Consider the following 14,309-nt stretch of genomic DNA (forward strand, 5'->3'; position numbering starts at 1 on the left):
AGTCGGAGGGACGTATTGGACAGTATACCCATTCTCAATTTGTTATTGGTCGCTTTTTTAATCGGGCTGACCGCTTTATTTGTTGGATCAGAGTTTTCAATAATTCGTGTCAGAAATTCCCGTATTGATCAACTCGTATCAGAAGGCAATCAAAATGCCATTTTGACAAAGAAAATCATCAGCAACTTAGATTATTATTTGTCCGCTTGCCAATTAGGAATAACGGTAACGGCGCTTGGTCTTGGCTGGCTAGGTGAATCGACTGTCGGACGAATTCTACATCCAATTTTTGAAAACTTCGGGATCGGAGAACTGACTGCGTCGATTTTTTCCTTTCTTATTGCATTTACCACCATTACTTTCTTGCATGTGGTAATCGGCGAACTTACTCCTAAGACACTGGCGATTCAATATGCAGAGAAAATGGCTTTCGTCTTTGTTCGTCCACTTTACGTGTTTGGAATCATAATGGCACCATTCATTTGGCTTTTGAATGGCTCTGCCCGTTTGCTTCTCCGTGCCTTTGGCATTGAGCCCGCAAAGCATGAACAAGCTCATTCAGAAGAGGAACTGAAGATCATCATGACACAGAGTTATCAAGGCGGTGAAATCAATCAAACGGAATTATCGTATATGCAGAACATTTTTTCTTTCGACGAACGACTGGCAAAAGACATCATGTTGCCGCGAACACAAATGGAGACCATTTCACTTGAAATGAGCCATGACGACTTGATGGAGATTGTACGCGATCATCAGTACACTCGTTATCCAATCACCGAACAAGGTGACAAGGACGACATTCTTGGCTTTGTGAACGTCAAGGAAATGCTAACCAATTATACCTACAAACAGGATTTGAACGATAGTATCGTCGTCCACGATATCCCTTTTGTCCATGACATGGCGCCTATTCAGGATGTGCTGCTGAAAATGCAGAAAGAACATGTTCATATGGCGATTGTCGTCGACGAATATGGCGGCACTGCTGGAGTCATCACAATGGAAGATATTTTAGAAGAAATCGTCGGGGAAATCCGTGATGAGTTTGACGAAGACGAGAGAGATGAGATCAAAGCTGTTGACATCAATAATTATTTATTGAATGGGCGTGTGCTCTTATCGGATCTAGAAGATCGCTTTGCTATCGAGTTTGATGACAGCGAAGACGTCGATACCATTGGCGGCTGGATCCAATTGCAAAATACTGATATCAATGAAGGGCAATCGGTCGAATTGCCGAATCACACTATCACGGTCCGTGAAATGGAAAATCACCAGATTATCCGCGTACTGTTGACACGCAATACTGATCTTTAGAATAACCGAAAAACCCTGGACAGCACTTCTGCTGTCCAGGGTTTTTTATTTTCCTTCTAATAAAGATTTCTCGTACTCGAACTTTTTCATCAGCATTTCGCCTGAATAGCCTTCTGCGATCAAGTTTGCCAAAATCTTTTTGGTTTCATCATCCGCTGCTTCCGGATGTTCGCCGCGGTCAAATTCAACGACATTTTCTGCGTCTGTAATCCAATCCGAGTAACTACCCATGTATAGTCTTAGCTGGTCGTAACCTTTTTCAGACATGATGGCATACAAAGCAGCTGCCGTGACACCGCTGCCGCAATAAACAACAGCGGGTTCATGCTTCTGAACAATATGGCTAATATCTTCACCCAGCTGAAATTCTCCTTCAGAAACGAATTGCATCCAATCCAAATTCCGTGCTCCAGGAATCCGTCCTGCCACTGGATCAATTGGTTCAACCAGTCCTGCGTAACGCTCTGCAGAACGTGCGTCAACCAAGACACCCAATTCATCGCCACTATTGATATTTTTCACAAATGTTTGGTCAGCGAAAATGTCTTGGATAAAATCTAGCTTGACTTCAGTCGGTTGGTACTGCGATACCTCCATGTTGACGTTAATTTCTTGCTCTTTCAGCTGGTTAAAGCCTTTTTGACTGATATAGACCTTCTCAAATCCCGCGTATTTCAACAACCACCAGGCACGTGCCGCATAAGGCGAGCCGCCCTGATCATAAATGACGATGGAATCACCGAAGTTCAAGCCGCTTGACCGGATCAATTCCGTCAGCTGTTGATTGGACGGCATAGGATGCCGTCCTTCTAGAGATAACATGTCCGACATGTCTATTTCCAGATCCCAAAAGATCGCTCCTGCCACATGTTCTTGCTCGTAAAGGTTCCTACCGACCGATGAATCTTTCAAATCGAATCGTGTATCAATCCATCTATGGTTTTCGGTATCGGTTGTTTCAATAAAAACTGACATCGTCTACACCCTTCCATCCATCAAATTTACGTACAGTTCTTTCCATTGTGCCAATCTTTCAGATTGCTGGAGCAACGTCCGCTCTGAATCAATCTGGTCGACTGCCTGTCGAAGAATATGTTGGCGCAGTCCCTCCGCTTCTTGTTCAATCCAGAATTCCGCCCAATTGCCTAACTCTTTTTTCTCTTTTTCTAAATAACGCAAAGCATCGGGTTCCATCATTGCTTGCAGTGCATCTCGAAGCTTTTCTTTTTCATTTTTTTCGAAAAAGCTTTTGTTATTCTTATAATGTGATTTGACTGAAGAATAGTCAGATTCCGTAAACGGTTTAGTAATGTCTAGCGAACCTGCTTCCTGCACTTCATACGGCGTGAATGAAAATTCTGCATTCTGCTCTTTCAATTTGGCCGTATCTTCCTTAAAACGCGATTCAAGTTTCTTTTCGATGAACTGGCCAAGGCGGAAATTAGTGACACGCAATTCCTGTTGGAAATCAAAGCCCGTCATTTCGTTCATATCCTGTAGAGCAGTATCCAGCGCCTGCTGTGCTGGTTTATTTGAAAAGACCGACGGATTGAATGCTTCCTTAAAGAAGTCATTAAACCGATAGAAGACCCGCTGATTGACGTAATGCAACAATTCATCTAATTCCTGAAGGGCCTCGCGCTCCAACAGTTTGGCGATTGATGCACCGAACAAGATGCGCAGCTGCTGCTCAAGATGCTTGAGTTCTTCCAGTCGCTCATCTTTTCGCAACAGGTTTTTTTCTGTTTGTTCAATCAGGCTTCGGAAACGGTCAACCGTTTTTTGCTCTTCTTCGGCCAATGATTGAACAGCCATGCCTTTCAGCTCTTCTTTCAGGAAATGCTGGAACGCCTCTTCAAATTGTGACATTCCGGAACGCTCACGGTCACGCAGCGCCAAAAGACTGGAAACACCAAATAGTCGAGGGAAACGGAGGCCAAAGCGTTGCAATTCGTCCTTTACATATGTAACGACCGCATCTTTTTCCTGCTCGTCATTGGCTAGATCGATAGCATTGACGATAAAGAACATTTTATCCATTTCAAAGGCATCCTTGACCCGTCCGAGCTGAATGAGGAATTCCCGATCAGCACGCGCGAACGCATGGTTGTAATAAGTAATAAAAAGAATCGCATCAGCGTTGCGGATATATTCGAAGGCAACATTGGTATGACGCGCATTGATAGAATCCGCTCCTGGCGTATCGACGAGTGTCACGCCATTGCGCGTCAGTTCACAATCATAATAAAAATCGATTTCATCGACAAAACAGCTTTTCTCCTCTTTTGCCACGTACAAACTAAATTCTTCACGGTCTGTACGGAGGATTTCGCCCAATCGGTCCTTGAATTCTGTATAACCTTTGCTAAAGGCCAGAATGAACGATTTATGGACTTGCTGTTCCGTCGGGATATCTTCTGGCAATTTCAGCGACTTGGCATAGGCGTCTTCTAGTGAAGCCACTTCAATTCCCAGCACATGGAAAGAGTTTTTGACGTCTTGCGTCATTTGAGCGAGAGTCTTCAAGCGCACGTCTGCGGTTTCGTGTGGATGCTTGTCTGTGATTGGACGGATCCGGTTAATGGTTGCCGTCGTCGGATTCGGAGACACTGGCAGGACGGTTTCACCCATCAAAGCATTGGAAAACGATGATTTCCCTGCACTGAAAGCGCCAAATAACGCAATAGTGAATTCCTGTCCTTCTAGACGGCCCGCTTTGCGTTTCAAGTAGGCCGCTGTCTCAGCAAAGCCTTTGATCGGGTCAATGACTTCAGCTGTGCGTTTGGCACGCTCGAGCACAGCCATTTCGTCGAATGCTGCTACTTCTATCGTTTCAGCCCGCCGCGTCTGCTCTTGTTGCTGTGGATCACTCTTTTCAAGCATCGCTGGATCAAATTCTGTCATTTCTTCAATGGAAACTTCAAATTCCTCCAGCCATTGATCCACTTTTTCTTCGGCTGCCGTTTTTTGTTTCGGCAGCATCGCTGAATAAGATTTTTTCACTTTATCGATTTTGCTATCCATTTCTTCAAGAGTCTGGATAGCCAGTACTTTTTTCGATAAGATTTGCGCTTTCATGTCTATTTCTGTGCTGGCATCGTCTGTAAGACCAGCAAACTTTTCTTCCTGTAACTTTTTCCAATCCTCTGTTTCACGGATAAACCAGCGCTGAACAGCCGTTGAAATGCTGTTGGCAAAATTCAACACCGCATCACCCGTCATCGAAGCGCCAGTTGATGTTTGTTCTTCAACAACGGAAAACGGAACGGAAAAAATCATATCATCTATCGCCAATGACTCATTGTCGGTCAATAAGCCAGCATCCTTCAAAGAAGATTTCATCAGCTTTTTTAGATGGTTGGTGATTTGCGAAGAGACGGTTGACTCCAGACGGATGACCACTTCTTGCTGCCTTTTTTGCCGTTCCTCTTCCGTCTTTTTGCCGCTAAACAGCATACCAACTTTGAAATTCGGCTGAATTGACTCCAAGTAATCGGTCAATGCGCTGCGCAATTCGTATGGCATGATGTTCGAGTTTTCTAGCAATTCTTTACGGCTCTTTTCGAATTTCGCCTGCCAGTTCTCAAAATCCTGCACAGACATTCTGCGTGACACCAAGGCATTTTCCTTTTTTAAGTCTTCGCGCGTTTCCCACTCCTGCGGATCGAGAATTTCTGAAAATGCCTGTAGACGTTCTTCTTTTTCATCTTCTAAAAACTTAATGTGTTCGTCTTTTAATTGGTTCAAAGCTAGATCCGAAGCTTCGCCAACATGGCCTTTCCAGTCCTGCATAGTTGAAGAAACCAAGCCTTTAACCTGCTCAAAATCATTGCCAGGAAAAGCAAAATCTTTCAAAGACGTAAAGAAGATACCTTTTGGAACAACTCCCCATGCTGAAAACGAATCATGGACTGACTGCTGGAAATCCGTAAAGCTCATTTCGCTGCTTTGATGCTTGTCGATTTGGTTGACGATCAAATACAGCTCGGTATATTTCTGTAATTCTTTTGTGAAATTGAAATTCAATTCGGATTGGACGTGGTTATAGTCCATGACATAAAAGACCATATCCGCCACATGCAAAGCCGATTCTGTCGACATGCGGTGCGCATCATCCGTGGAATCAACGCCAGGCGTATCCATAACGGTGATGCCTTTTGGCAGGACAGAAGACTGGTGGCCGATATCGATTTGCGTGACATCCCCACTTTTGCAGAATTCCTTGACAGCATTGAAATCGTAATTCTCTGGAAAGTAGACGGGCTTCTCGTTCCGCATATTGACGATGGCGAAGTCTGTATCCGCTTTCTGGACATTGACGATATTGGCACTGGTCGGAATTGGGCTGGATGGCAATAGAGTTTCACCTGTCAGTGCATTAATCATAGATGACTTGCCAGATGAAAAATGTCCGGCAAAGCCGATGATGAAATTATTCTTTAAGATTTTCTTCGCAAACAAATGAGCTTTCGCTTCCCGTTCGGTGTCTTCGTTATCTTTAAAGATCCGGTAAAGGTGTGCCGTTTCAAGCAATTCTTGTTTATGATCAACTACTGTCATTTAGAAATCTCCTTCTCCGCGTACTGTTCTCTATCATATCATTTTTATCGGAGAACGAAAAACATCCTTCCCGATTTTGGGAAGGATGCTGTCTTTCTTATGAAAATCCGTGGATGGACATGCCGCCGTCAACGAAAAGCGTCTGGCCGGTAATGTAGCTCGCCGCATCTGAAGCCAGAAAGACGACCGGCGAGGCTACTTCCGGCAATTCTCCGACACGTTTCATTGGAGTTACTGCCAGTATGGAATCCAGGTATTCCGGATTGCTTAAAATCTTTTCCGTCAAAGGCGTTTTAAAATACCATGGTCCGATCGCATTGACTCGGATATTTTTTGGTCCCCATTCCATGGCCATAACTTTGGTCATCTGGATAATTGCAGCTTTTGAAGCAGCGTATATCACACCAGTCTTCAAAGCACGGTCGCCTCCTACTGAGCTGATGTTGATGATGGAGCTGCCACTGTTCATTTTTTTGACGGCTTCTTGCGAAAACATAAAGACACTTTGTGCGTTGGTATCCATAATTTTATGCCATTCCTCGTCGGTTGCATCAGTTAAGGAAGACCGGATATTCATACCGGCATTATTGACCAAAATGTCAATTGCTCCAAATTGCTGCATCGTTTCCTCTACTGCAGTCTGAATGTTGTTGCGCTTTGTGATGTCTGCAATCGTATAGGCTGTGCGGTCGTTGCCGATGTCCTCCTGGGTTTGAAGCAGATCTGATTGGGTCCGCGCCACCAACATGACATTGGCTCCTGCTTCTGCAAGCGCCATGGAAATCGCTTTTCCGATTCCTTTGCCTGCTCCTGTTACAATTGCTGTCCTGCCTTCTAGACTGAATGATTTCAACATTATCTATCGCCTCCATTCTCATTATAATCAAAATATTCGCTATTTGTCCTGCGCTATAAGAAATTCGAGCATCTAGATTGTTCCGATAAGCGTTGGAGTAGAGAACGAGTAGAATGAACTACCAGTTGCAATTCTTGAAGCTACGAAAAACCGCCACAAAAATTCGCGGCGGTTGATGATTACTTTTATATACGTTGAACTAATGATTTCAGCCTGTCGATATTCCACAAACCAGCTCCTGAAAACCAGTGCTCCTGCGTGGCTGCGGTGGCTTCGTCAAAAAGCCATTGCCCGAATTCTCTTCGTTCAATATCTTTCCTACCGGAAGCCGTGAAGCGACGCCCTGTCGCGCCAGTTGCATGACCCACGTCCTGTGGGTCCAAAGCGTCCGTTTGGAGCGATTTTTTCGTTTATCCACTGTTATTGAGATAAAAAAGCTGCTTCTTTAGTTTAATTATCGAGTTGATAAATCTTGGAATACTTCTCTTCCAAGTATTCAGCTAAATAAGCTGGATTCAATCCTTCTCCAGTAACATCCTTCAAAATATCCAATGGCTTTTTGAAAGCACCATGGTGATGGATATTGCTGGTCAACCATTCACGGATCGGGTTGATATTGCGTTCCGCCAATAGCTCGTCGAAATTCGGCAAATCCTTTAGCATGGCACCCTTGAATTGTGCGGCATACATATAGCCAAGTGCATAAGATGGGAAATAACCGAAGCTCGCGCCTGCCCAGTGAACATCCTGCAAGACACCTTCTGCATCATTTGAAGGTCGTACACCCAAATACTCTTCGTATTTATCGTTCCATAGCTTAGGCAAGTCACTAACTTGGAGATCGCCGTCAAATAGCCCTTTTTCAAGCTCATAGCGCACCATAATATGCAGAGCATAAGAAAGTTCGTCTGCTTCGATGCGTATCAACGAAGGTTTGGATTCATTGATTGCCCGCACGTAATCTACCAATTCAACATCGGCAAACTGCTTAGGCGCATATTCTTTCAGCAAGTTGAAATTTTGTTGCCAGAAATGTTCATTGCGGCCAATAAAGTTCTCACAAAACAAGGACTGTGACTCATGGATGCCCATCGATGCGCCTGTTTCAATCGGAAGACCTGACAATGCCTCTCCCAAATTCTGCTCATACATGGCGTGGCCACCTTCGTGAATGGTACCGAAGACAGCAGTTCGGAAATCATCTTCGTCGTATTTCGTCGTTACGCGAATATCCTGTCGATTGATCGAGATCATGAATGGATGAACTGTTTCGTCCAGTCTTCCTGCTTCAAAATCATAGCCCAGCTGTTCCAGCATTTGACGGCTGAAATCTTGCTGTGCCTCTTTTGGAAAATGCTCGTATAAAAATGACGTTTTCGGTTTATTCGGTGAAGCCGCGATTTTTTGCACCAGCGGCACAATGCGTTGACGCAGCTTGCCAAACACTTCATCTAGAATTTCAGTAGTCATACCGGGTTCATACTGATCGAGCAATGTATTATAGGGACTGCCGTTTTTCTCACCCCAGTAGCCAATCATCTTTTTTGTGCTGCTGACCAACTCATCCAGATAAGGAAGGAATAAAGAAAAGTCCGAATCTTCTTTGGCAGTTTCCCATACCGACTCTGCTTTGGATTTCAAAATGATGAATTTCTTATATTCTTCCGGAGGAACTTTTTTGCTCAAATCATATTCTTTTCTAGCTTCTTCCACGGAACGCCGGACAAAAGGATCCAACGTTGCCTGTTCTGCTTCCAAAGAAGATAGCAATTCGCCGAATTCATCTGATGTCGATAAATTGAATACTTCGGCAGACAAGGTACCAATGCTTTCAGAGCGCAATTCAACTCCTTTTTTTGGTGCACCTGTGCGTAAATCCCAATACAATAACGCAATTGCTTCTTCATAACCTTTGATTTTGCTAAAATGTTCAGTAAATTGCTTTTCGAGTGACACAAAAACCCCTCCAATGTTTGATGAGACTATCGTATCACAAGCATGGCATTGCCTTAAAAATTTTCAGCAGAAACCGGAAGAATTGTTTCCCATAGATGCTCTACACGCAATTCGTCCTCATTGAGCAATAAATGGATTTCACCATAATCATTAGACGTACGGATCAGACGGCCGATTCCTTGCTGTAGACGTAGCTGCATGAAAGGCAAATCGATTTCTTCCAGCGGATTGTTACTGAATTTGCGCTTGGCGTCAAAAACAGGATCTTTCGGTGGAAATGGCAAATCGACGACAATAACTTTCGTCAGTGCTTCACCGGGAAGATCTAGTCCTTCCCACAGATGATACGAACATAAAATTTGGAATTTGCCTTCCTGGAATTCCTTGACAACCGTCGACAGCTCACGATCCCCTTCGAATTCAATGGCGTATTGATGGTCTAAAGGCAGCGACTTCTTAAAATTGTCCATTTCCATCTTCGAAGTGAACAATACCAGTGATTGATCGCCTGTGCTGAATAAATCGTAGACTCGTTCAAATTTTTGGTTTTGTTCTAATGGATGTTTAAAAATTTTCATGACATCCTCATAATCGAATGGAGATGGCACGGAAAATGACTGGTACTTATCGATTCCTAGACTATCTGACAAGTAGGTGAAATCTTTTTGAATCGACAAGGTAGCGGAAGAAAATATGATTGGAATTTTTCCATCAAACAGCTTTTCGTCCAAAATATCCGTAACGAGTCGCGGCATGATGACCAGCGTCTCGATCTCGTCTTTTATTTCCAGCCACGTAACAGCGTCGCCTTCTTCCACAAATAAACGCATCGAGAAAGTATATTGTTCGAAATACTCCTCTGCCAGGCGCAGTTCGTATTCAGGAATAGTGAAAAGTTCACCTTCAAAGACAAACTCCTCCATCATCAAGTCGATGTGGCGAATCAGCATATTGCCGACATTAACCAGTTCCGGATCTTTGGTAATTGCCTTCCGGTCTTCATCACTTTTGACCGTGTGGATACGCAGCAAACGGAAAAAGTCGTTGTGAAGATCGATCGTCTGCTCGATCATGTTCAAAGTTTTTTCACGCATACCATCAGAAAGAATGCTTTCGGTAACGTCCTGAAGCGTACTTTCTTGCACTTCATAAGTCAGTGCACGTTGTGCTGAAAATTCCAGCAGATGACCTTCATCCAACACAATTTGAGAAAATTCAGGAAGCAGTGGCGTCTGCCCTTCGCGTTTGCGTGTTTCTTTTGTCCAAATATGCTCCATCAGGAAATCATGCGAGCAAATGACCAGATCCGTCGCCTGGCGATAATGGTTTCGGTGGATGGTCTGTCCGCATTTATTGCGTAGTTCGCAGGCATTGCAATTTTGGATCGGGTGGTAATTGACCTGCTGCCATTCTTCATCTGTGACTTCCGGATAGCTTGAACGCTCGCCGTAAGGATAGGTATTTTGCATAGAATAGGTTTTGTTGACGAATTCCGGCAGGCTGTCTTCGATATCATAAAGAAAATCGGCATCACTGCGCTTTTTTGCACCCTCTAGACGCTGCAGACATAAATACTGGTCACGTGATTTTGCCAAGCGCACATCAAGATTCAAATCAAACAAATCATTTAGTCGGTCGACATCTCCGCCTTTTTTGACTAATTGCTCGATCAGTGTTTCGTCTGCGCATGAAATAAGTGCCGGTTTGCCGGTATAGCGTGCATAAGCGATGGCCGGCAACAAATAAGCCATGGTTTTTCCTGTACCTACTCCTGCTTCTGCAAATAGCACCGCCTTTTCTTTTAATGCCTGTTCGATTTGGAAAGACATGAAAATTTGTTCATCACGCAAGTCATAGCCTTTTTCAGGCAGTTCATCGTAAAATACATCGCCGATCCAGTCATTGAGCGATTCAAAGAAAGTTTTGTCCTTTGTTAAAGGAAATGGTAGTGGTTGTCTCATAAATTCTCCTCACAGAGAAACGGAAGAGCCGCTGCCCTCCCGTCTCATCTCATTTATTTTTTAGAACGTTCTCCCCAGAATTGGAAAAGATCCGTACGGATGAATCCATTGAATAATTTACGTTTTTTCGTAGCAGGTTGTCCGTACAGCGTTTCAAAACGCCCCATCGATGACAACATATAAATGGACCATGTTGGATGCTTGGCAAATACGCGACCCATATCCTCAATCATTTCTTCAATGATTTCAATTTCACCAAGACGTTCCCCGTATGGTGGGTTTCCGACAACAACTCCGTTTTCTTCAGTTGCAATAAAATCCTTTACCTGTCGTTGCTCGAATTGGATCAAGTCAGCAAAGCCAGCTTCACGGGCATTTTCTTCCGCAATTTTCAGCATGCGGTGGTCAATGTCCGTTCCAACAATATGGAGGGGCTGGTCATAATTTGCCAACTCTTCCGCTTCTTCACGGACTTCATCCCAGATTTCTTGGCCAATCCATGGCCATTCTTCACTATCGAAATCACGGTTATAGCCAGGTGCCAAGTTTTGTCCAATCATCGCCGCTTCAATGACAATTGTTCCTGAACCACAAAATGGATCCACGAATGGACGGTCAGGGGTCCATCTTGATAATTTCACAAGTGCTGCAGCAAGTGTTTCTTTTAGAGGCGCTTCACCTTGGTCTAAACGGTAACCTCGTTTATGCAGACCTGCTCCGCTCGTATCGATAGATAATTGCACTTTGTCTTTTAGGATCGACACTTCAATTTTGAAGCGAGGTCCTGTTTCATCCAAAAAGGAATTGCGGTGATAAGCTTTTTTTAGGCGCTCGACAATTGCTTTTTTAACGATTGACTGGCAGTTTGGAACACTATGCAAAGTAGATTTAACTGATTTCCCTTGAACTGGAAATTCAGCATCTACCGGAAGGAATTTTTCCCACTCGATTTCTTTTGTGCGTTCAAACAATTCATCAAATGTGTATGCATTGAATTCACCAGCAATGATTTTGACGCGGTCAGCTGTCCGCAACCATAAATTTGTCTTGGCGATATCTCGTTCATTGCCTTCAAAAAATACTTTGCCGTTCTCGGTTTCGGTTTCATATCCTAATTCTTTTACTTCGTTTGCCACGATCGACTCAAGGCCCATTGCAGCTGTTGCGAGCAATTTAAATGTTGTCATAACGACTCCCTCTCCAGTTGTTCACTATTTCAGATTTCGGTGTTCGTTTAATATACTATTTTAAATCTGTCGATAGTCCGCAAAACAGCTGCGCTTGCCGCGGGCGAGCGCCAAGCCACTTCGCTCCTGCAGGGTCTCGGCTGTCTCGCTTTCCCGCAGGCGTCTCCGCTGTTTTGCTACCTATCTTAAACATAACGTTACGATCAAATATCACTATTACAGCGTTATCGATCTACACGCAATAGTAGTGCTTCTAAAATCTTCAATTGTACTGTTATCTTTTGTCGTATCATTTAAAAATAGATGCCTCTAACAGGCATTAAATTAAATAGAATAAAATATATAGATTTCTAATAAGAATTCATCTCATAATATGAAGAAAAGCTCCCCTGACAGGAGAGCCTTTGGTAAGTATTTTAAGACCATGTGAAATTCTATAAGCCATGTTTTGTTTCCACGTACTCAAGCGGTTTGCACCTCGTACTGGTGGACAGCAACCATCTATCTGCAAGCTTGTGCCTGCCTCTTCATCGGTTCATTTCCTTCAGAAAAGTGCCCCTACCATAATTTGGGTTTCTCGCTCGCGGGGTTTACCTCGTTCCACCTGCATAATTTCTTATACAGCTCCGTCACTGTGGCACCTTCAGGGTATTTAGGCCATATCCATAGACTTAGGCGTTCTACCCGCCGTCAGCTATTACTAGCTGCCCCAGCTTATTGTTTCACTGAGCGCGATCACTACGGTCATCTCAGAGCCGTGCGAGCATGGACTTTCCTCTCCGACAAAAAGTCAGAGCGATTGCCAGAATTTCAAATGGCTTTATAAGTATACGTCATTTGGCACAATAAAACAATCGTTTTAGTTATTGTCTAACTTGTTGCCAAATACATGGTTTTCCAAATGGGACAAGCGGCGCAGGATATCGAAATTCGTCGTCCCTGGAGCCGGTGTCGCCTGTTTTCTCGGAGTATCTTCCAATTCCATACGCAAGCGCTTGTTTTCATTTTCAAGTTGTTCGATCCGTTTCGCAAAAGCCTCATAATCCTGTATGACTTCATCCAGAAAATGGTCTACTTCGTCTTGATTGTAACCGCGCATCGCTGTTTTGAAATCTTTTTCCAATATATCTTTAGATGTAAATTTATTGTCCATTCCAATCGTCCTTCCATAAAAAAACTACCTTATGCTAAGTATAGCATAAGGTAGTTTTTTCGTGTTTAGTTCTCTGCAACTTCCGGACGTTTTTTTCGCTTTTTCTCTCCCAGGCGCGCCTGCCTTTTGTGGATATCCTGAATGAGTGAGTGGCGCACTTTCGTGTGTTCGCTTGCTTCTCTCGCAAAACTGGCCATGATCACCGCCTGATCCAGATCGCGCAATTGATGCTCGTAAAGTTTAGCGGCATGGATCCATGCTTCTACTTCAATGCTTCCCCGCAGATGAGGTGCCGCTTCCTTAAACAGTTGGACAGCTTCTTCATGCTGTCCAACTCTTTTTTTCTGAATGGCTAATAAATAGCGAGCTAACGCAGAAGAAGCACCTCTTTCAACTGTTACGTGTTCGAGGTAAAATGCACTTTGCTCAAACTGTTTCAAGTCCGCATACCATTTCCCAATATTTGTATAAGCGCCGCTCGTTTCCGATTCCATATCTTCCATTAATAAATTAGACGATAATACATATAACGATACAAGCGACAAGATATCCAACTCATTATGATAGAGGACTTTTGCCAGCCCATCTGGAAAACCGCTTTTCACTGCGTCCAAATAGATGGCAGGAATCAAGTAGCCTGGTACATCTCCTTCGCGCGTGAAGCCCAACTTCTCTTCTTCAATAGTACTCAGCTTCATGCGAGCCAGCTCGTTTTTCCAAATCCGTTTAGTACCATGAAACAAATCGATTTGGCGCGGAACCGGCAACTTCGGCAAAATCTGCCGGTGCATAGTCCAACGAGATGTCAGCTGAGGCCAGTCAAAACTTTTGCCGTTATAGGAAAAGATGATTGGATCATCCGTTTTCCATAAACCTGTTTCATAGAGAAACGCAGCTTCTTGTGAGGGATCCGGCATGATATATTGCATCATTTCAAAATGGTCGCTTCGCTTTACCAATAGACCGATTAAAAAGATATAGGCACCGGTTCCACTAAGTCCCGTCGTTTCCGTATCAAAAAAAACGAGTGGGTCCTGTTCTTTCAGCTTGAAGGGATGTTCGAAATCCACATTTCCCCATGCCTTTAGCACGGGATCTAGTTCACTCAAAACCACCAAACCATGACGTGTATCGAACGGATAGATGATTTTCTTCCGGAATACGTAGCCGAATTTATTCTCGACAAGCTCAAGTCCTATTTTATTCCATTTGTCTTCATGCAGCGGCCGTTCTGCGGCTCTCGGCTGCTGTTTTTTGGCTGGCTGTTTTTTCAGCAGGCCTTTCATCTGGAGAAGTTTGTTTTCAAACGACATTCC

The 14,309-nt window shown here is 43.8% G+C and carries 10 protein-coding genes and 1 other RNA gene; 1 reads left to right on the forward strand and 10 read right to left on the reverse strand.

What is annotated here, in order from left to right:
• Positions 1 to 15: 15 nt before the first annotated feature.
• Positions 16 to 1,320 carry a hemolysin family protein gene (locus BBH88_RS10995; protein ID WP_006829909.1) on the forward strand — a complete coding sequence of 435 codons (1,305 nt, stop codon included), beginning with the start codon at positions 16 to 18 and terminating at the stop codon, positions 1,318 to 1,320.
• Between the two features lie 45 nt (positions 1,321 to 1,365).
• Here the strand turns inward: BBH88_RS10995 and BBH88_RS11000 are convergent, their stop codons facing one another.
• From BBH88_RS11000 to BBH88_RS11040, 10 genes are all read right to left on the reverse strand, one after another.
• Complete coding sequence (locus BBH88_RS11000; RefSeq protein ID WP_006829908.1) at positions 1,366 to 2,295, reverse strand: sulfurtransferase; 930 nt, start codon at positions 2,293 to 2,295, stop codon at positions 1,366 to 1,368.
• 3 nt (positions 2,296 to 2,298) lie between these two features.
• A complete protein-coding gene (locus BBH88_RS11005; RefSeq protein ID WP_006829907.1) occupies positions 2,299 to 5,880 on the reverse strand; it encodes a dynamin family protein in 3,582 nt (1,193 codons plus the stop codon).
• Positions 5,881 to 5,977: 97 nt separating this feature from the next.
• Positions 5,978 to 6,736 (reverse strand): SDR family NAD(P)-dependent oxidoreductase, encoded by a 759-nt coding sequence (locus BBH88_RS11010; RefSeq protein WP_006829906.1) that lies wholly within the window; start codon positions 6,734 to 6,736, stop codon positions 5,978 to 5,980.
• 72 nt (positions 6,737 to 6,808) lie between these two features.
• Complete coding sequence (locus BBH88_RS19235; RefSeq protein WP_154669157.1) at positions 6,809 to 6,964, reverse strand: hypothetical protein; 156 nt, start codon at positions 6,962 to 6,964, stop codon at positions 6,809 to 6,811.
• A gap of 222 nt (positions 6,965 to 7,186) precedes the next feature.
• Complete coding sequence (locus BBH88_RS11015) at positions 7,187 to 8,692, reverse strand: carboxypeptidase M32 (protein ID WP_006829905.1); 1,506 nt, start codon at positions 8,690 to 8,692, stop codon at positions 7,187 to 7,189.
• 53 nt (positions 8,693 to 8,745) lie between these two features.
• On the reverse strand, positions 8,746 to 10,653 hold the full coding sequence (locus BBH88_RS11020) for an ATP-dependent DNA helicase (protein WP_065536794.1): 1,908 nt from the start codon (positions 10,651 to 10,653) through the stop codon (positions 8,746 to 8,748).
• A gap of 53 nt (positions 10,654 to 10,706) precedes the next feature.
• The gene (locus tag BBH88_RS11025; RefSeq protein WP_006829903.1) at positions 10,707 to 11,840 is read right to left on the reverse strand and encodes a THUMP domain-containing class I SAM-dependent RNA methyltransferase; all 1,134 of its coding nucleotides are present in this window, start codon (positions 11,838 to 11,840) and stop codon (positions 10,707 to 10,709) included.
• Positions 11,841 to 12,272: 432 nt separating this feature from the next.
• Positions 12,273 to 12,651: RNase P RNA component class B (gene rnpB / locus BBH88_RS11030), an RNA gene on the reverse strand.
• Between the two features lie 48 nt (positions 12,652 to 12,699).
• On the reverse strand, positions 12,700 to 12,993 hold the full coding sequence (gene gpsB / locus BBH88_RS11035; protein ID WP_006829902.1) for a cell division regulator GpsB: 294 nt from the start codon (positions 12,991 to 12,993) through the stop codon (positions 12,700 to 12,702).
• A 65-nt stretch (positions 12,994 to 13,058) separates the two neighbouring features.
• Positions 13,059 to 14,306, reverse strand: a complete 1,248-nt coding sequence (locus tag BBH88_RS11040; RefSeq protein WP_006829901.1) for a ribonuclease H-like domain-containing protein — start codon at positions 14,304 to 14,306, stop codon at positions 13,059 to 13,061.
• Between the last annotated feature and the right edge of the window lie 3 nt (positions 14,307 to 14,309).

The organism is Planococcus antarcticus DSM 14505 (assembly GCF_001687565.2).
Taxonomy (GTDB): Bacteria; Bacillota; Bacilli; order Bacillales_A; family Planococcaceae; genus Planococcus; species Planococcus antarcticus.

Bases quoted from the DNA above. Each gene is read 5' to 3' on its own strand.
- BBH88_RS11040 (WP_006829901.1), bottom strand. From the start codon at position 14,306: ATGTCGTTTGAAAACAAACTTCTCCAGATGAAAGGCCTGCTGAAAAAA.
- gpsB (WP_006829902.1), bottom strand. From the start codon at position 12,993: ATGGACAATAAATTTACATCTAAAGATATATTGGAAAAAGATTTCAAA.
- BBH88_RS11000 (WP_006829908.1), bottom strand. From the start codon at position 2,295: ATGTCAGTTTTTATTGAAACAACCGATACCGAAAACCATAGATGGATT.
- BBH88_RS11005 (WP_006829907.1), bottom strand. From the start codon at position 5,880: ATGACAGTAGTTGATCATAAACAAGAATTGCTTGAAACGGCACACCTT.
- BBH88_RS11025 (WP_006829903.1), bottom strand. From the start codon at position 11,840: ATGACAACATTTAAATTGCTCGCAACAGCTGCAATGGGCCTTGAGTCG.
- BBH88_RS11020 (WP_065536794.1), bottom strand. From the start codon at position 10,653: ATGAGACAACCACTACCATTTCCTTTAACAAAGGACAAAACTTTCTTT.
- BBH88_RS11010 (WP_006829906.1), bottom strand. From the start codon at position 6,736: ATGTTGAAATCATTCAGTCTAGAAGGCAGGACAGCAATTGTAACAGGA.